Source organism: Rhizobium mulingense (assembly GCF_029194105.1).
GTDB lineage: Bacteria > Pseudomonadota > Alphaproteobacteria > Rhizobiales > Rhizobiaceae > Rhizobium > Rhizobium mulingense.
This window is the reverse complement of sequence record NZ_JARFVE010000004.1, coordinates 471,452-487,756: the sequence shown is the minus strand read 5'-3', so window position 1 is coordinate 487,756 and position 16,305 is coordinate 471,452. Positions and strand designations below refer to the sequence as shown.

Here is a 16,305-nt window from a genome sequence, read left to right as displayed (position 1 = left end):
CACCGCCACGCGGCGCGAAGATGCCGGCGCTCGCTGTCTTGCCTGAGCCTCACGCAGGACGCGCCGCCATTGCCATTCGGCCGCGCTGAGGTGCGTCAATCCTGTTTTGATGAAGGAGGAGTTTCAATGGAATATCGTCTGCTCGGCCGCTCCGGCCTGAAAATCTCGACTTTGACCATGGGCACGATGACCTTCGGCGGCGTCGGCTGGGCGAAGATGGTTGGCGATCTCGGCGTCTCCGAGGCGAAGAAGATGATGGATATGTGCATCGATGCCGGCGTCAACCTGATCGACACCGCCAACGTCTATTCATCAGGCGAATGCGAAAACATCATCGGCGAAGCGCTCGCCGGCAAGCGGCCGCAGGGCGTGCTGCTCGCCACCAAGGCCCGCTTCGGCATGGGCGACGGCCCGAACGACCGCGGCCTCTCGCGCTACCACTTGATCCGCGAATGCGAGGCAAGCCTGAAGCGCCTGAAGACTGATGTCATCGATCTCTACCAGGTGCATGAATGGGACGGCCAGACGCCGCTCGAAGAGACGATGGAAGCGCTCGACACGCTGATCAAGCAAGGCAAGGTCCGTTACGTCGGCTGCTCAAACTATTCGGGCTGGCATATCATGAAGGCACTCGGCATCGCCAACGAGCACCGCTACCAGCGCTTCGTCAGTCAGCAGATCCACTATACGCTCGAATCCCGCGACGCCGAGTACGAGCTGCTGCCGATCTCGATCGACCAGGGCCTCGGCGTGCTGGTCTGGAGCCCGCTGGCCGGCGGCCTGCTCTCCGGCAAGCACCGCCGCAACCAGGCAGCACCCGAGGGCACGCGCCAGTTCGCCGGCTGGACCGAGCCGCCGATCCGCGACGAAAACCGCCTCTGGAACATCGTCGAGACGCTGGTCGCGATCGGTGAAGAGCGCGGCTTCTCGGCCGCTCAGGTGGCGCTCGCCTGGCTCATCGGCCGCAAGGCGGTGACTTCCGTCATCATCGGCGGGCGCACCGAGGCCCAGTTCCGCGACAACATCGCCGCTGCCGATCTGAAGCTCGCCGATGACGAGCGCAAACGCCTGGACGCCGTCAGCCTGCCGCCGGTTCTCTATCCCTATTGGCACCAGTTGAACACGGCAAGCGACCGGCTGGGCGAAGCCGACCTTGAGCTCTTCGGTCCGCACCTCCAGCAATAGAAAGCGGACTCGCTGGGGGAGAAGCGCAATCGTGGCAATGTCTCGTCTTCTTCTGTTGTGAAAACGGGAGCAAGCGGCTTGCTCCTGTCCTCTCCCCAGCGGGGAGAAGTGGCCCGAGGGGTCGGATAAAGGGGCTGCGGGCACGACGTTCATTGCACTTCGCTTACGCTCAGCGCACTCGCTCCTCTCGTCTTCAGCCCTCATCTGCCTGCCGGCATCTTCTCACCGTGGGGGAGAAGGGGGATGTGGCTAACTCTCACCCCTTCCCTCACCTGCTCCAGCTCACCCGCCGATCTCGTCAGCGATCAGCTTGCCCAAGCGGCCGATCCCATCCTCGATCATCTGCTCGTTGGCGCACGAGAAACTGAGGCGGAAGGTGTTGGCGCCGGAGCCGTCGGCGAAGAAGGCCTTGCCGGGCACGAAGGCGACCTTGGCGGTTTCGAGCGATTTCCCCAGGAGCTTGGCGCCATCCATGCCCTCCGGCAACGTGATCCAGATGAACATGCCGCCTTCCGGCTTCGTCCAGCTGGTGCCCTTGGGCATATATTTCTCAAGCGCCACCAGCATGCAGTTGCGCCGATGGCTGTAGGCGGCCTTGATCTTGGCAACCTGCGCATCAAATCCACGCTCGGCAACATGGCTGATCGCGATCTGGTTGATCGTCGAGGAATGCAGGTCGGCCGCCTGCTTCATCAGCACCAGCTTGCGGATAACCGGCGCATTGGCGACGACGAAGCCGACGCGCAGGCCGGGCGCCAGCGTCTTGGAGAAGCTGCCGCAATAGATCGTGCGCGTGTCGTTGATATGGCCCTTCTCGGCAATCTCCAGCGCCAGGATCGGCGGGATCGGTTCGCCGTCGTAGCGCAGCGACTGATAGGCGGCGTCCTCGATGACGGCGATATCGAGTTCTTCGGCAAGCGCCAGCACCCGCTTGCGGCCGGCGAGATCGACCGTTTCACCGGTCGGATTGGAGAAATCGGCGGAGAGATAGGCAAAGCTCACCCTGCCGCCGGCGGCGGCTGCCGCCGCGCGATAGGATTCCGGCGTCCGGTTGCCGCCTGGCGTCAGCTGGTCATAGGCCGGCTCATAAGCGTTGAAGGCCTGCAGCGCTCCGAGATAGGTCGGCCAGGTCACCAGCGCGGTGTCGTTCGCAGACAGGAACAGCTTGCCGAGATAATCGAGCCCCTGCTGCGAGCCGGAGACGATGAAGACATTGTCGAGTTCGCAGGGAATGCCGAGGGCCGCCACCTGCTTGGCCAGCCATTCGCGCAATGGCTTGTAGCCTTCGCTGACCGAATATTGCAGCGCCGAATTGACGGCAGGACCGGCAAAGATGTCGGCGTAGGCCTGCTTGAATTCCTGATCCGGAAACAGCGCCGGATCCGGAATGCCGCCGGCAAAGGAGATGATGTCGGGCCGGTCGAGAAGCTTCAGGAGCTCGCGGATTTCGGATGCGCGCATGCGCGACGAGCGCGATGCGAACATGGTGTCCCAGTTCAGCATGGGGTTTCCTCATATTTTCTAGATCCCCGACAAACCATGCGATGGAAATTATGTCAATAATGCTGACCTATTTTCTTGTCATGGTGACATGTCGGAGATCTTATATTCCAGAGCTTTGGATGTTCCGGATATTCCTTAATATTGGCGCCATCCGACATCGAAGCCGCTCGGTCCCGGATTTGCCGCTCGACAGCAGCCACATCAAGCGATTATTCCTCCGGTCAAAGCCGAAACCGGCTGATTCAGATCTTTCCAAGACCGGCTCGGCGGCGGTAGTGTCGCCGCCACTCTTCAATTTACTATCAAGGTGCAGCAATGACCGTGACGTCGGCCTCTCCTGAAATCAAAATCGAACTCCACAAATCTCCCGTCCCGGACGCCGAACGTATCCAGGCGCTGGAGACGCCCGGCTTCGGCAAGCTCTTCACGGATCACATGGTCTTGGCACGATGGACTGCCGACAAGGGCTGGCACGACGCGAAGGTTACGCCCAGGCGGCCCTTGGAGCTCGATCCGGCGAGCGCCGTGCTGCACTACGCGCAGGAAATCTTCGAGGGCATGAAAGCCTACAAGGCGGACGATGGCCGAATTCTGCTCTTTCGGCCTGAAGAGAACGCACGCCGCTTCGCGCAGTCGGCGACCCGCATGGCAATGCCTCCCGTGCCGGAAGAACTCTTCCTGAAGGCGGTCGAAGAGCTGGTCCGTGTCGACAAGGCCTGGATACCCTCAGGCGACGCCAGCCTCTACCTGCGCCCCTTCATGTTCGCCAACGAGGCGTTTCTCGGCGTTCGTCCGGCGCAGGAATATGTCTTTTGCATCATTGCCTCTCCGGTCGGCGCCTATTTCAAGGGCGGCGCTAAGCCCGTCTCTCTTTGGGTCGAGACCGAATACACCCGTGCAGCCAGCGGCGGCACCGGTGCTGCAAAATGCGGCGGAAACTACGCAGCCAGCCTCGTGGCGCAAGCCGAGGCGACGAAGAAGGGTTGCGATCAGGTCGTCTTCCTTGATGCCGCAGAGCATCGCTGGGTCGAAGAACTCGGCGGCATGAACGTCTTCTTCGTGATGAACGATGGATCGGTGGTGACCCCACCGCTTGGCGGCACGATCCTGCCTGGCATCACCCGGGCTTCCGTGATCGTGCTCGCCGAAGAAAGAGGCTTGCGGGTCGAGCAGCGCCCCTACTCGTTTACGGAATGGCAAGACGACGCTGCCAGTGGCAGGCTCGCCGAAGCGTTCGCTTGCGGCACTGCCGCAGTCCTGGCGGGCATCGGCCTGGTCCGACATGCCGGCGGTGAGTTTCTGGTCGGTGACGGACAGACCGGCAAGCTGACCAGCGAACTGCGCCAGCAGCTCGTCAGTCTGCAGAAGGGCGTAACGAACGATGAGCACGGTTGGACGCGCCTCATCCCAGTCTGAACTCGGTCGTGCGCCGACCCGCCTTCGGAAAGCCACCTTCAATCAAACCGACTTTCGGATCGGCCGCTCCGCATGCACAGTGACAGCACCTCCACCTTCTACGACGAAAACGCCGAGGCTTATGCAAGCCGGGCGCGCAGCCTGCCAAAGCAACAGCTCGATGCCTTCCTCGCGCGGCTTGCACCAGGTGCCGCAATCCTCGAACTCGGCTGCGGCGGCGGGCAGGATAGCGCCTACATGTTGTCGCAAGGCTTCGACGTGACACCGACCGACGGCTCCCCCGAGCTTGCAAGACAGGCGGAGATGCTGATCGGCAGGCCTGTCAGGGTCATGCTGTTCCAGCAGCTCGACGCCGAAAACGCCTACGGCGGCGTCTGGGCGCATGCGAGCCTGCTCCATGTTCCGAGATCCGGGCTCGCCGACGTCTTCGCCCGTATCCATAATGCGCTGAGAACCGACGGCATCCTCCACGCAAGCTTCAAGGCGGGAGAAGCCGAAGGTCATGACGGTTTCGGGCGCTACTACAACTACCCCTCCGCCGATTGGCTGTCGGCGCTTCTGTCGGCGGGCGGCTGGCGTAACCTCGCCATCGAGGAAAGCGAAGGCACGGGATATGACGGCAAGCCAACGCGCTGGCTGATCGTCAGTGCGCAACGATAAAGGTCGCGCTCAGTTCGGCCCATAGGCTGCCAAACCGCGAAGCGCGCATCGTCCGGTCACGCGAAGCACTTCGCGGACAAAGGATTCGATCCGTGACAGAATTATTTCTATTGTCGACTGCGGCAGCGGTCGTTTCCGATTTTTTTCTTCAACGGGAACAGAAAACCATCGAGAGGGTTCGATCACAATCTGACGAAGCCGGCTAAGCTGAACATGCCGCAGGTATCTCAAAAGCGGACGAAGATTGGTGGGGGAGATACCGAAGATCTCTTGCTGACCACCTGTCTCCCTGGATGGATCGCCCGTTCTCTCGCCAGAAGTGGAATCCATCGGATGAGCCAATTGGCAGACATGAAGAATGCCGACCTCCTCCAGCTCCCCGGGATTGGCCCCAGATCCGTCGAGCAGATACGGTCGGCGATCAGAAAATTCAAACGTAACCGAGCACACATCTCGGCGACGCGTTCGAAACAATGACCGACGCTTGCGGATTGGAGTAGGGAATGAACGAGAAGGCTCGTCTGGAAAGCGACATCGCAGCCCTGGGGCCATGGTTTCACAATCTGCGAATTAACGGCGTTCAAACCGCGCCGGATCATTTCCTTGGCGACTATCCGTCCTTCAAATGGGCCCACTTTCAGCAGGTGGTGCCTGAAGATCTCCGCGGCTGCAGCGTGCTGGACATCGGCTGCAACGCTGGGTTCTACTCGCTTGAAATGAAAAGAAGAAAGGCCGGGCGGGTCGTCGGAATCGACTCTGACCCCCGTTATCTCAGGCAAGCCGAGTTCGCAGCCAGACAGATAGGTGAGGATATCGAATTCAAGCTGATGTCGGTCTACGAGGTGGAAAAACTGAAGGAGAGATTTGATCTGGTCCTTTTCATGGGTGTTCTTTATCACCTGCGGCATCCGCTACTGGCGCTCGACCTTCTGCATGAGCATGTCGTCGGCGAAAATATGCTGTTTCAATGCATGCAGCGGGGGGAAGAGGAAGTCGCCGAGCTCAGCGAAAATTACGACTTCTTCGACGCGGCGATTTTTGAGCAGCGCGGCTTTCCCAAGGTTTATTTCGTGGAAGAGCGGTACGCTGGCGATCCCACCAACTGGTTCATTCCGAACAAGGCGGCCGTCGAAGCGATGCTGAGAAGCGCCGGGTTTGTCATTCGTGCCAATCCCGAACGCGAAGTTTATCTGGTGGAACGTGGAACCCGCCACCCGATGGCGGAAGCACCCCCGATGCTTGGCTGATCAAATTTCCCTCCACCCACTTCCGCAGTCAGGGTCCAACCAATTCCGCCAAGCGGTCCAGGTAACGCTTTACGGTGCTTCCGATGCGCTCCGTCTCGGCGCAATCGGCGCTGGCTTTCGCCTGCGACCATAGACCGATCTGGAAACCAAGATAACATGCCTCGAAAAACCTGAGTACATCGTCGCGCAAATCACAATCCGCTTCTCGACCGACGAGATTGGCGAGATGCTCGCGCTCCTTGCTCGAGAGTTGAAATTCCACACATGCACCCGCGACGTCCCAGGCGATGTCCTGACACCCAATCAGATCGTGGGCCGCATTGTGGTCGAGCGCATCCGTCTTCATGATGCGCCCGGCCGTGGTAGTCAGCCATTCCCATGGGTGAAGCCGGTTGTCCGTATTGACACGTCGCAATCGTCCAGACAGGCGGTCGGGCGTGTCTATCACGCGCCTCAATTTCGCTGCTGTATCCGGTCCTGCCGCTTCCGCGACATTGAAAACAGCCATTTCGGAAAGTGTCTGTATCGACGCGCCGCCGTTTAGTGCCGGGAGGTGACGGGCACGAAAACCGAGGTAACGTCCGAGGTGATCCACGATGTGGTGCCGGGTTGGACCGCTATTGACGAGGGGTACTCCCTCCAGCCATTCCTCGACGATAAAGCCGTAACACGTGCCGGCAATCTTGGGAATGAAGCCAGCTTCGCTCAGCAACGAGCCTCGTCTTGCCTTCTCCACGTCGCTGCCGCAAAGGCCGGCAAACTTGACATGCCATGCCCCGCCTTCGGCTTCCATCAGGAATTTGCGTTTTTCCATCTGCATAAAGCTCGGCGGCCAAGCTGACGGATCGCGATAGCGAACAGAACGCCATGCGCCGCCTGACAGGTCCCGCCAAGAGGATCTCGCCACTCCGACAACGTCGGCCGCCCATGTATGCAGACGATGTCTTGGGTCCTCGGCCTCGCTGGTAAAATCGTCGAAGCTGACAACATGCCGTGGCCGGTCTCGCCAACGGGTCCGGTGTGGCTCGCTTGCATGCGGGCCTGGTTCACCTGCGTGGCTCGGGAAGAAATGAAGCCGACCAGATGCCACACCGTTAGCCTGCAGCCAGTCCCCGACGCAGCCGAATGAACTCCCCGACAGCCCTGGTCCTTCATCGACGATGGCAAAATCGGTTTCAGGATCCGCAAGAATGCGCCTGGAAAGAGCCGCTGTGACCTGTAGCTGCCGCTCGAAGGGGTGACCCGTTGGCCGTACCGAATAGGCAGGCTCGGCACCCAAGGCTGCGGAAACCAGAGCCGCGAGGCCGGTCCCGATGCTGCGTATGCCTATGACGACCGTTTTAGGCGTTAGATTTGAGATCGAAGCCGCCTCGATATAGCTCTCGGGATACAAGGCATAAAAGGCGTAGCCCTCTGCACGCTTCATCCGCACCGGATCGGCGCTGTCTAGAGACTCGAGTTTGGCTGCCCAATCCTCCTGGAAGGACAAAATCCCGGCAAATCCATTTCGCCAAGAGTGCATGATCGCGCGTGATTGCATGAGCAGAAATTTCGCGCCTGCGTCCTGAAGCTCGGACAGATCGTCCGCGCCTTTGCTTGCGAATTCCTGATCGGCTAATCCCTGGACTAGTTCTCCAGTCAGGATGAAGGCTCGAACCAGGGTTTCGTGGCGCTCACGGCTTGGCTCCATTTCGGCGCAGGCCATCATCAGTCTTGAAATGGATGCGCGCACTGCTGCCGCGCTCTCGATGTGCTCGACATCACCATAGACAAGCATTCGGGTTCTCCTTCCTTACCGCAATTCCTGCTCGAATTGGAGATCGTCAGACGTGATCGAAAAATTCGAAAACCCGGGAACCCCTGCGGTTCCCGCTTGTTAGCTTTGTAGATGCCGCAGCAAGCAGCCCCTGGAGGGAGCCATGCGTTCTAAATCCATTCGCGTTGGACTGGTGGGAGTTGGCAATTGCGCCTCGTCATTGGTGCAAGGAGTTACCTACTATAAGAACGCCCGGGAAAACGAGCCGGTTCCAGGCCTGATGCACATCGATCTCGGTGGATACCACGTCCACGATATTGAGATATCTTCTGCCTTCGATGTCGCGGCTTCAAAGGTTGGGCGTGATGTCGCGGAAGCGATTTACGCCGAGCCAAACAACACCCAACGTTTCGCAGATGTCGCTCCGACTGGGGTCGAGGTGAAACGCGGCCGGACGATGGATGGGATAGGCAAGTACCTTCGAGATCGAATCGAGGAATCCACGGCGCCTTCCGTTGATGTGGCGGAAATCCTTAGGCAAACCCGGACGGAAGTGCTGGTTTCCTATCTTCCCGTCGGCTCGGAAGAAGCAACGAAATGGTATGCCGAGCAGGCGCTGGCGGCAGGTTGCGCCTTTATCAACTGCATTCCGGTATTCATTGCCTCCAAACCGGATTGGCAGCAGAAGTTCGCTTCCCGAAAGCTGCCGCTCATCGGCGACGATATCAAAAGCCAGGTGGGGGCAACGATCGTCCACAGAATGCTCGTCAATCTTTTCCGCGAACGGGGCGTCCATGTGGATCGCACCTATCAGCTCAATTTTGGCGGAAACACCGATTTTCTCAATATGCTGGAGCGCGAGCGGCTGGAATCAAAGAAAATCTCCAAGACCCAGTCGGTCACCAGCCAATTGGATATTCCGCTTCCTCCAGACGATGTCCATGTCGGGCCAAGTGACCACGTCCCGTGGCTCACCGATCGGAAATGGGCCTATATTCGTCTCGAGGGCACGACTTTCGGAGGCGTGCCGCTCAATGCAGAGCTCAAGCTTGAGGTGTGGGACTCCCCCAATTCCGCCGGTGTGGTCATCGATGCAATACGCTGCGCGAAACTGGCCCTCGACCGAGGCTTGGGCGGAGCCCTGACAGGGCCGTCAAGCTATTTCATGAAATCGCCGCCGCAACAATTCACCGATCACGAGGCCCGCCGTCGAACGCAGAATTTCATCGATGACCAGGAAGATGTTCTGCGCGGAGCCGCGGAATGACGGCAACGTACTTCCTTGTCCGCCACGCCGCGCACGACAATGTCGGGAATTTTCTGGCGGGCCGTACAGCTGGCATTACGCTTGGCGAAGCCGGTCGCGCGCAAGTTCAGCGTCTTGGGCAGAGGCTGCGCCGCGGGGACATCGATGCAATCTACACCAGCCCGCGCGAACGAACACTGGAGACGGCAGAAGGTATCGCATCAGCCTGCGGTCTGGCTCTGCCGCAAACAGACGCGGCTTTGGACGAGGTGAACTTCGGCGACTGGTCCGGTAAGACGTTCGAAGTTCTCAATGACGATCCCCGCTGGCGCCGCTGGAACACCACACGCAGCCTCACCCGCACGCCGGGAGGCGAGACAATGCTGGACGTCCAAACTCGGATTTTCGGCCTTATGGAGACTTTGGCCAGCGGCGGTAACGATCGGCGGATAGCCCTGGTGTCTCATGCCGATGTCATTAAGGCGGCTGTGAGTCATGTTCTGGGACTGCCGATCGATGCTTGGCCTAGATTTGATATTGCGCCTGCCTCCGTCACGACGGTTGTGATTGGCGACTGGGGTGCAAAAGTGATGACGCTCAACGAAGTGATCTTTTAGCCCGTCCGTTAATTCCTGCCACGGGGAAGTCAGATGATCGAAGCTGCAATGATCTGGAACGAGCCGAACAACAAATCGCACTGGGATCCTGAGATCGATCCTGAATGGAGCCTGTTTGCGCAAATGGCGATCCTCGCTGCCGACGCCATCGCAGCCAAGAATCCGGAACTGACGAAGGTGCTCGGCGGTATATCGCCAATCGACCCCTTCTTCATCAGCCGCATGAAGAATTACGGCGTGCTCGATCACCTCGACGCGGTCGCGTTGCATGGTTTCCCGCTCGACTGGAACCTCTGGCAAATTCATGAGTGGCCGGAGAAGATCAACGAAATACGCGCTGTCACCGATCTGCCGATCTGGGTCAGCGAAGTGGGTGTCTCGACCTTCGGTGCGGAGGAAGTGCAGTTGTGGGGTTTGCAACGAACTGCCGAATTGCTCAAGGGTAAAGTCGAGCGCTGCCAATGGTACAGCCTCTACGACCTTCCCCGATCATGGGAGGCAACAACGCGTCATCGCGAAGCCGAAGGCTCCTCCTACTATCGGCACTACTATATGGGCATTCTGCGCGAAGACGGAACGCCAAAACCGGCGCTTGAGGAGTTTGCCAAGCACACTCCGGATTTGGGGCTGGTGCAATGGTTCCACTTCGAAGACCCGCGGCTGGATGAGGCTGCTGCCTGGATGAGGCGGCTGGGCGTGAAATCTGTGCGCACCGGGCTTTCCTGGGCGGACCGATTCCGGCCCAATGCCCTCGATTGGTTCGACCGACAGATGCAGGCCCTCGAAGATTTCGACGTAACGGTGACATTCTGCTTCACGCCGGAGCATAGAGGCATCGCGCCGCACCATACCAGCGCGCCCCTGGTGCCCGAAGAATTCGCCGGGTTCTGCGAAGAAATGGTCGAACGTTACGCACCGCGACAAAACAGCGGATATGTGTCACGCGGTGCCAAGTCAGCCCGGCTACTGGGGCTTGAATCACGTGCGTCCCTCGGAGCCGGCTAAACCCAGGCTCTGGGCTATCCGCCCGATCGGTCCTCGGGAATAAGCGACCCCCTGATAGCATGCCAAGGCAGCACGAGCCCACACAATGTAAAGTCTGGGGCTACGCAAGAAAACGGCCATTGAAAAGACGCGATGACTCCAGAAGCTGATCCAATAGCGCATGATATAAACCGCCATGCGCTGACGAGACAGGCCCTGGCGGCAGGCACGGACGCGTTTTCGCGGGCGCATGCCCATACGAGGCCAGGTCAGCCGGAATGCGAGACCCTCGCGACGCTGGCGGAATCCGGCGGCCTGGGCGGCTACGACAAAGTCGGAATTGACATGAGAGAGTACGATCCTCTTCTGACCGATCCCCGCATGGATCGCATCCAGAAGTACTGTTGAGCGGACGATCACAACGTTCGTTCCTCTTCCATCAGAGGAGTAGGGCTCCTTCCAGGCATCGCCGAAAGCGATATCCGCCGTTTCTGCAACGACGTCATCGCAGAAATTGCAGGCGGAGTTCTGAAAAAAGCCGGCACCCCAGTCCCCATCGACCAGATGCCACCAGTCCTGGGCACACGTCTCTCCGTTTTCGAGTGTCAGCTCAGCCCGATACCAGTTCGCAGGCCGATCCTGGGCTTTCTTCCTGTAGTCGAGCCGTTTAACCTTCCCGATGTCCTGCCCCATCTGCCATGCGAAGCTCTCGGCCATGCGTGCGCTTTTCATATGGCCGCAAAACAACCCAAGCGTGAAGGCAATTCGCTCCTTCAATATTGGGTCATCGGCACAAGCCAGGCGCACCGCCTTGATGAAACAGGGAATGCCAACCACGGCATACCGGCCGGGCGCCTCGCGCATGGTCTGAAGCACTCCGGAAAGCTCGATCGGATAATACCGAGATTTGGCGCCCGCCTGAAGTTCCTGCAGATTTCGTGACAGCGAGTAGTGAAACAGGCGCCCTTCCGATCGCCGATCATCGCTCTCCTTGACGTGAGCGACACCGTCGACAAGCCCCAGGCGCAGCAGTTCAGCCGCCACCCAGGTGACCATGCCGCCGGAGCTGCCGTTCGAACGATATTCGCCTTCCTCGACATGGCCGACAAAAGCAGCTTCGTAGCGCCCCAAAAGAGGGTCTCGGTTTTTCGCACGGGAGAAATACTCGGCCGCCAATTCGTCCTCGTCCCGAGCCACCGGCGAAAACGGGCAGATTCGGGCAAACTCCTTATCGCGGCCCCGCAACCAAGTCTTCGGACCGGTCGGCTTCATCTGCCCGTACCGATCGAGTTCCATGTGCACATCAGGTCTCGCTGACCTTGCGACACAGGAGCCGCAGCCGATGCAGAAACCGGAGCCTGCAATATCGGTGGGAGCGATGCCCGGCGTGAGCCGATTCTGTTGACCGGAGCTATTGCAAGGCATGGCTGAGATAGGCGTTGGATGTATCGCGCAGCGAAGATATCCGCTGCGAAATACCCGGAGGGAGCGGGTTGCCGAGGATAACATCCAGATTCGAGAGGGCCGTATCTTCGGTCAGAACATGATGTTCAGCTCGGACGAGCCGCATCAGGTCGCGAATCTTGTTGGAGCGGTAATCGGAGAAGACACATGCAAACGGCTTCTCGTTGACAAGCGAGAACACGCATCCATGGAAAAAGTTCGTCACGACAGCCTTTGCTTCGGAAATGAAGCTGGCGAAGTCCTCCGGGCCGGCATCAATCCATTGCTCGTCGGCCCAGTCGTTCCGATAGCCGATGCTGACAAGCGGATAGTCCCGGTTTCCTGCCCATCGGCGCACGGTATCCTGAAACCATGTGGGAAAACTGTGCCCGTAGACGGCTATATAGGCTGCCGCCTCCCCGTCATCCCTGCTCGCCTTCATCGTCAGCGGAAATTGCAGGCACGGGTCGAGAACCAGTTCGGGCTCCAGTCCCAATGTCTCGCGAATGATCCGCTCCGAATGCAGGTCCCGGACCGAGATATGAGAGAACTTTCGCAGCTTTTCCGCCCACCCCTCCAGTCGCGCCGATGAGGCCAGACTTCCAAAGGTCGCGGCATAGGAGACAATTCGCCGGCATCGCAGGCCGTCTCCATAGAACACTGGATAGCCCCCGTACCAGGGATGGCGAAGGTTCCACACCTCATCGCTGCCGACGACTATGAGCGAATAATCGTCCATTGCGGCTGGGTTCTCCAACGGAAATGACGGTGAAAGAGGCAAGCTGGCGAACGATTGAAAGAATTTCCGCATCTTCGCTTTGTAGAGCGGGTAATCTTCCGTCGGCGTTGCGGCAGGAAGCAGCGGTTGCAACGCGCATCGCCATTCCGCCCGGTTTACGCGATCGGACATATGTTCCAGTAACACGGCATCCACACCCATGGATGCGAGGCCTTCGGCCAAACAGCGAGCCTGCCAATAGGAGCCGTAGTTTATACAGCGATGAAAGGTTAGAATTCCGACCTTAGACATTTGGCCCCTGAAGTAGATCGAATATTTTCCACTAACCGAGCAACTCAAGTTACGTTCCCAATAAACGGAAAGAGCACCTCCTAGTTCGAGATCAGATGTTTTGCTGAGCGGCAATTCCCATAGAGCCGGCAGCGCGGCCATCGCTGATTGAGGTGACCACCACCCCAGCCGGTGTTCGACTGGCGGCAGCTCCTCGCAGACCCTCTGGCCGCGCCAAATCTTACCAATCCGTATGTTGTGGCCGCGGCATCCCGTCGGTTAGGTATTGGCCTCCACAGCTGCGGGAACGATCAGGCTGATGAAAATCCTGCTTATCGAGGACGATGCCAAGACATCGGATTACGTCTCCAAGGGCTTTTCGGAGGCGGGCCATGTCTGCGATGTGTTCGCCGATGGCCGCGACAGCCTCTTTCAGGCGCAGCGGGAAGCCTATGACGTCATCGTCGTCGATCGCATGCTGCCGGGCCTCGACGGTCTTGCGATCGTCCGCTCGCTGCGCGCCGCCAAGGTCGGCACGCCGGCGCTGTTTCTGACCTCGATCGGCGGCGTGGACGATCGCGTCGAGGGGCTGGAAGCAGGCGGCGATGACTATCTGGTCAAGCCCTTCGCCTTCTCTGAGCTTCTCGCCCGCGTGAATGCCCTCGGCCGCCGGCCGCCAGTGCAGGAGCAGAAGACCGTCCTGAAGGTCGCCGATCTCGAGCTCGATCTCATCCGGCGCGAGGCCCGCCGCGCCGGGCAGATTATCGAGTTGCAGCCGCGCGAATTCACCCTGCTCGAAGTGCTGATGCGCGGCGAAGGCCGGGTCATCACCAAGACGATGCTGCTGGAGCGGGTCTGGGATTTTCACTTCGACCCGAAGACCAGCGTCGTCGAGACCCATATCAGCCGGCTGAGGGCAAAGGTCGACAAGCCCTTCGAAACGCAGCTTCTGCACACAGTCCGCAACACCGGATACAGCCTGCATGCGCCTCGCTAAGCTGCGCCGGAGCACGCCGTTCCGGCTGGCCGTCACCTTCGGCGTCCTCTTCGTCGCCACCTTCATCTTCAGCGGTGCGATCATGTACCACATGCTGCGCGCCGGCCTCGACCGCGATCTGGAACAATCGCTTCATGAGATGAATTCGCTGATCGCTTCGGCCTACCAGCCGCACGATACCGAAGATCTGATCAACGCGCTGGACAACTATGCGAGCTTCCAATCGACCTCCGATGGGCTCTACTCGCTGATGGATGCGGGCGGGCGCAAACTGGCCGGCAATTTCGCCGCGCCCCGCATCCCGAACGGCGTCTATACCGTAACCTCGGGAGACGTCGGGCTGAAGGGGCACGAACGCTACCGCATGCAGGTTTCGGCGATCGGTCCCTATACCCTGGTGGTCGCCGAAAACTTCAACGATGTCGACGAAATGCTGAGAATCGTCCTCGTCAGCTTCGAATGGGCTGCCGCGATTGCGGTGGCGACCGCCATCGGCGGCGGCGTCTTCCTGGCATTTCGCGCCCAGGCGAGACTGGACAGGGTTGCCAACACCATGAACGACGTCGCCCACGGCGCGCTGCAGGCCCGCATTCCGATCACCGGAAACGGCGACGATCTCGATACGGTGGCCATCCAAATCAATGCCGCCCTGGAACGGCTGCAGACATTGGTCGAGAGCATGCGGCAGGTCAGCGCCGATATCGCCCATGATCTCAAGACGCCTCTCAACAGGCTGCGTCTGACGCTGGATGCCGCCGTGGCGCGGAACGACCGGCAGCTCGACGTCTCGGCTCTCCTCGACGAGGCGAGAAGCGAGAGCGACCGGATCAACGCGACCTTCGCGGCACTCCTGCGCATTTCGCAGATCGAGGCCGGCGCCCGCAAGGAGCGTTTCCAGGCGACCGATATCGACGATGTGCTGGCCGTCATTTCCGAGGTCTATACCGATGTTGCCGAAGACGCCGGCCGTTCTCTGTCAATCGCTGAGCGCTGTTCCGCGCTCGTCTGGGGCGACCGCGATCTGCTGACGCAGATGATCGCCAATCTGGTGGAGAACGCCATCAATCACTGCCCCGCCGGGACGGCGATCACGCTGTCGCTGCGGCGGCAGGACAATCGCGCCATATTGGCGGTCGCCGACAGCGGGCCGGGCATTCCCGCCGAGGAGCGCGAAAAGGTGTTCCGGCGTCTCTATCGCCTCGATAAGAGCCGGACGACTGAAGGAAGTGGCCTTGGTCTCAGCCTGGTCAGGGCGGTCGCCGACCTGCACTCGGCGGAGATCGCCATGGGCGACAACCATCCCGGCCTCACCGTTTCGATAGGCTTCCCGCTGCTGCCGGCTCCTCTTTCCAGCCCCGCATCCGCAGCGCCGCAAGCCTGACGAAGCGCACGGCGAAACGGCGCACCTCGGCCGCCGCGCGATACGGCAGGACGCTCCAAGGCCGGCGGCGGCCAAGGCGGTAGGTCGAGAGGCCTGCCTGTATCTGGGAATGCCGATCGGCCCGCTGGCTGACCGGAACCGGATCGACGAAGCAGGCCCGCAGCCCCTCGTCGAATTCCAGATCGAGCGCGAGATCATAGGGCAGCCGCATCGGAACCAGCCCATCGGCAATCCAGCCGGCAGCCTTGCGATTGATGAGATAAGCGCCCGAGCCCTTCTCGCGGGTGAGCGCGATCGCCAGAGAACGGGATGCCGTCAGCGGCTCCACCCTGTGCTTGCGGCCCGAATTCACCGTCGAAAGCCGCAGGATATCCCAGGATTCGCAGTGATCGAGCGCGGCGGCGAGCACCTCGGCGAAGTCGTCGTCGAAATCGAGATCGTCTTCGAGAATGAGAGCAAATTCGCCGTTGCCGGCGAGGAACCTTCTCGCGCACTCGACATGGCTGAGATAGCAGCCGATCTCGAAAGGATTCGGCTTTCGGCCATGCCGGCGCAGATAGGATTGCCCGTCGAAATCGCGGCGCGGCAGGGAGATGCCGACCCCGTCGACCGCCGCCACGCGCTCGAAGCCTATGCCGATCTCGGACAGCAGTCGCTCCATGCGAAACCGGCGAAGCTCCGCCCGGTCAAGATTGATGAGATAGGTGTTGATCCGCAGGCTGACCGGATGGACTGCCGTGGCGATGGCGGCGGTTGCGGCGCGCATGTTCATGAGAGCTGGCCTCGACTTCTATAGTGACGACGACTCCAAGCTGCGCCCGAAAACTCACAGGCACTTCGCCCGAACCATACAAATTCGTA

General features: G+C 60.1%; 15 protein-coding genes. 10 read left to right on the top strand and 5 right to left on the bottom strand.

Annotated features, from left to right (window positions below; translation table 11 throughout):
- Positions 1–126 precede the first annotated feature (126 nt).
- On the top strand, positions 127–1,185 hold the full coding sequence (locus tag PYR71_RS11210; protein WP_275619395.1) for an aldo/keto reductase: 1,059 nt from the start codon (positions 127–129) through the stop codon (positions 1,183–1,185).
- Positions 1,186–1,467: 282 nt separating this feature from the next.
- On the opposite strand, the gene PYR71_RS11205 is transcribed toward PYR71_RS11210, so the two are convergent.
- Positions 1,468–2,688, bottom strand: coding sequence for an aminotransferase-like domain-containing protein (locus PYR71_RS11205; RefSeq protein ID WP_275619394.1), 1,221 nt, complete (start codon positions 2,686–2,688; stop codon positions 1,468–1,470).
- Positions 2,689–3,003: 315 nt separating this feature from the next.
- Between PYR71_RS11205 and PYR71_RS11200 the strand changes: the two genes are divergently transcribed.
- From PYR71_RS11200 to PYR71_RS11190, 4 genes are all read left to right on the top strand, one after another.
- Entirely contained in the window at positions 3,004–4,104 is a 1,101-nt protein-coding gene (locus tag PYR71_RS11200) for a branched-chain amino acid aminotransferase (RefSeq protein ID WP_275619393.1), read from the top strand.
- 72 nt (positions 4,105–4,176) lie between these two features.
- Positions 4,177–4,764, top strand: a complete 588-nt coding sequence (locus PYR71_RS11195) for a class I SAM-dependent methyltransferase (RefSeq protein ID WP_275619392.1) — start codon at positions 4,177–4,179, stop codon at positions 4,762–4,764.
- A 213-nt stretch (positions 4,765–4,977) separates the two neighbouring features.
- A complete protein-coding gene (locus PYR71_RS30990) occupies positions 4,978–5,241 on the top strand; it encodes a DNA-directed RNA polymerase subunit alpha C-terminal domain-containing protein (protein WP_409527246.1) in 264 nt (87 codons plus the stop codon).
- A 26-nt stretch (positions 5,242–5,267) separates the two neighbouring features.
- On the top strand, positions 5,268–6,011 hold the full coding sequence (locus PYR71_RS11190) for a TIGR04290 family methyltransferase (protein ID WP_275619391.1): 744 nt from the start codon (positions 5,268–5,270) through the stop codon (positions 6,009–6,011).
- Between the two features lie 28 nt (positions 6,012–6,039).
- Here the strand turns inward: PYR71_RS11190 and PYR71_RS11185 are convergent, their stop codons facing one another.
- Entirely contained in the window at positions 6,040–7,788 is a 1,749-nt protein-coding gene (locus PYR71_RS11185) for a hypothetical protein (RefSeq protein WP_275619390.1), read from the bottom strand.
- Positions 7,789–7,930: 142 nt separating this feature from the next.
- Between PYR71_RS11185 and PYR71_RS11180 the strand changes: the two genes are divergently transcribed.
- The 3 genes from PYR71_RS11180 to PYR71_RS11170 are packed head-to-tail and all read left to right on the top strand — an operon-like array spanning position 7,931 to position 10,635.
- On the top strand, positions 7,931–9,034 hold the full coding sequence (locus PYR71_RS11180) for an inositol-3-phosphate synthase (RefSeq protein WP_275619389.1): 1,104 nt from the start codon (positions 7,931–7,933) through the stop codon (positions 9,032–9,034).
- Complete coding sequence (locus PYR71_RS11175; RefSeq protein WP_275619388.1) at positions 9,031–9,630, top strand: histidine phosphatase family protein; 600 nt, start codon at positions 9,031–9,033, stop codon at positions 9,628–9,630. The genes PYR71_RS11180 and PYR71_RS11175 overlap by 4 nt, the downstream gene beginning before the upstream one ends.
- Before the next feature lie 33 nt (positions 9,631–9,663).
- The gene (locus tag PYR71_RS11170; protein ID WP_275619387.1) at positions 9,664–10,635 is read left to right on the top strand and encodes a beta-xylosidase; all 972 of its coding nucleotides are present in this window, start codon (positions 9,664–9,666) and stop codon (positions 10,633–10,635) included.
- Here PYR71_RS11170 and PYR71_RS11165 read toward each other — a convergent pair.
- Both PYR71_RS11165 and PYR71_RS11160 read right to left on the bottom strand, forming a co-directional pair.
- Positions 10,609–11,910: a Coenzyme F420 hydrogenase/dehydrogenase, beta subunit C-terminal domain gene (locus PYR71_RS11165; RefSeq protein WP_275619386.1), complete on the bottom strand. Its 1,302-nt coding sequence runs from the start codon at positions 11,908–11,910 to the stop codon at positions 10,609–10,611. The genes PYR71_RS11170 and PYR71_RS11165 overlap by 27 nt on opposite strands.
- A gap of 115 nt (positions 11,911–12,025) precedes the next feature.
- Positions 12,026–13,087, bottom strand: a complete 1,062-nt coding sequence (locus PYR71_RS11160; protein WP_275619602.1) for a polysaccharide pyruvyl transferase family protein — start codon at positions 13,085–13,087, stop codon at positions 12,026–12,028.
- Positions 13,088–13,385: 298 nt separating this feature from the next.
- On the opposite strand from PYR71_RS11160, the gene PYR71_RS11155 reads away from it, so the two are divergent.
- Entirely contained in the window at positions 13,386–14,063 is a 678-nt protein-coding gene (locus tag PYR71_RS11155; protein WP_183912875.1) for a winged helix-turn-helix domain-containing protein, read from the top strand.
- The gene (locus PYR71_RS11150) at positions 14,050–15,444 is read left to right on the top strand and encodes a HAMP domain-containing sensor histidine kinase (protein ID WP_275619385.1); all 1,395 of its coding nucleotides are present in this window, start codon (positions 14,050–14,052) and stop codon (positions 15,442–15,444) included. The genes PYR71_RS11155 and PYR71_RS11150 overlap by 14 nt, the downstream gene beginning before the upstream one ends.
- Here PYR71_RS11150 and PYR71_RS11145 read toward each other — a convergent pair.
- Positions 15,371–16,216 (bottom strand): glycosyltransferase family 25 protein, encoded by an 846-nt coding sequence (locus PYR71_RS11145; protein ID WP_275619384.1) that lies wholly within the window; start codon positions 16,214–16,216, stop codon positions 15,371–15,373. The genes PYR71_RS11150 and PYR71_RS11145 overlap by 74 nt on opposite strands.
- Between the last annotated feature and the right edge of the window lie 89 nt (positions 16,217–16,305).

Bases quoted from the DNA above. Each gene is read 5' to 3' on its own strand.
- PYR71_RS11210 (WP_275619395.1), top strand. From the start codon at position 127: ATGGAATATCGTCTGCTCGGCCGCTCCGGCCTGAAAATCTCGACTTTG.
- PYR71_RS11205 (WP_275619394.1), bottom strand. From the start codon at position 2,688: ATGCTGAACTGGGACACCATGTTCGCATCGCGCTCGTCGCGCATGCGC.
- PYR71_RS11200 (WP_275619393.1), top strand. From the start codon at position 3,004: ATGACCGTGACGTCGGCCTCTCCTGAAATCAAAATCGAACTCCACAAA.
- PYR71_RS11195 (WP_275619392.1), top strand. From the start codon at position 4,177: ATGCACAGTGACAGCACCTCCACCTTCTACGACGAAAACGCCGAGGCT.
- PYR71_RS30990 (WP_409527246.1), top strand. From the start codon at position 4,978: ATGCCGCAGGTATCTCAAAAGCGGACGAAGATTGGTGGGGGAGATACC.
- PYR71_RS11190 (WP_275619391.1), top strand. From the start codon at position 5,268: ATGAACGAGAAGGCTCGTCTGGAAAGCGACATCGCAGCCCTGGGGCCA.
- PYR71_RS11185 (WP_275619390.1), bottom strand. From the start codon at position 7,788: ATGCTTGTCTATGGTGATGTCGAGCACATCGAGAGCGCGGCAGCAGTG.
- PYR71_RS11180 (WP_275619389.1), top strand. From the start codon at position 7,931: ATGCGTTCTAAATCCATTCGCGTTGGACTGGTGGGAGTTGGCAATTGC.
- PYR71_RS11175 (WP_275619388.1), top strand. From the start codon at position 9,031: ATGACGGCAACGTACTTCCTTGTCCGCCACGCCGCGCACGACAATGTC.
- PYR71_RS11170 (WP_275619387.1), top strand. From the start codon at position 9,664: ATGATCGAAGCTGCAATGATCTGGAACGAGCCGAACAACAAATCGCAC.
- PYR71_RS11165 (WP_275619386.1), bottom strand. From the start codon at position 11,910: ATGGAACTCGATCGGTACGGGCAGATGAAGCCGACCGGTCCGAAGACT.
- PYR71_RS11160 (WP_275619602.1), bottom strand. From the start codon at position 13,087: ATGTCTAAGGTCGGAATTCTAACCTTTCATCGCTGTATAAACTACGGC.
- PYR71_RS11155 (WP_183912875.1), top strand. From the start codon at position 13,386: ATGAAAATCCTGCTTATCGAGGACGATGCCAAGACATCGGATTACGTC.
- PYR71_RS11150 (WP_275619385.1), top strand. From the start codon at position 14,050: ATGCGCCTCGCTAAGCTGCGCCGGAGCACGCCGTTCCGGCTGGCCGTC.
- PYR71_RS11145 (WP_275619384.1), bottom strand. From the start codon at position 16,216: ATGAACATGCGCGCCGCAACCGCCGCCATCGCCACGGCAGTCCATCCG.